Source organism: Terrisporobacter petrolearius (assembly GCF_020748185.1).
Taxonomy (GTDB): Bacteria; Bacillota; Clostridia; order Peptostreptococcales; family Peptostreptococcaceae; genus Terrisporobacter; species Terrisporobacter petrolearius.
This window is the reverse complement of record NZ_JAHZMO010000125.1, coordinates 1-525: the sequence shown is the minus strand read 5'-3', so window position 1 is coordinate 525 and position 525 is coordinate 1. Positions and strand designations below refer to the sequence as shown.

Genomic DNA, 525 nt, shown 5'->3' with positions numbered 1-525 from the left:
AGAGAATTATTGGATCATTCTGGTGAATGGATAAATAAAGAAGAAAGTATTATAAAGGATATTTCATCAAAAGAATATATATCATTTAATCCTAAAGAAAATAAAATTACAGTAAAATCTAAAAATTTACCTGAGCTGTCTACATTATTACAAGAAATTAGAAATAATTCTAATTTAAGTGATATTGAACTAGAAGAAAAAGTAATGTTAGCAGAATGTGAAATAAATGTTATTTCAAATATAGATACACAAATTGTTGAGGAAAGGATTGAAGAAGCTAAGAATTTAACTTCTGACTCTATTAATTATATAAAAAATGAATTTAAACTAATAGAATCTATTTCTGATTCCTTATACGATTTAAAACAACAAAATGAATTGGATGATTCTCATTTTATATCTTTTGAGGATATATCAAAGACAGAAGATGGATTTAGTATAAGATTTATTAATAAAGAAACTGGAGAATCTATATTTGTAGAAACTGAAAAAGAAATTTTTTCTGAATATGCTAATCATATAGAG

Annotated in this window: 1 protein-coding gene; it reads left to right on the top strand. The window is 23.0% G+C overall.

Annotated features, from left to right (window positions below):
* Positions 1-525 (top strand): TcdA/TcdB pore-forming domain-containing protein (locus K0040_RS19945; RefSeq protein WP_228110433.1); only part of this gene is annotated, 525 nt, incomplete at both ends.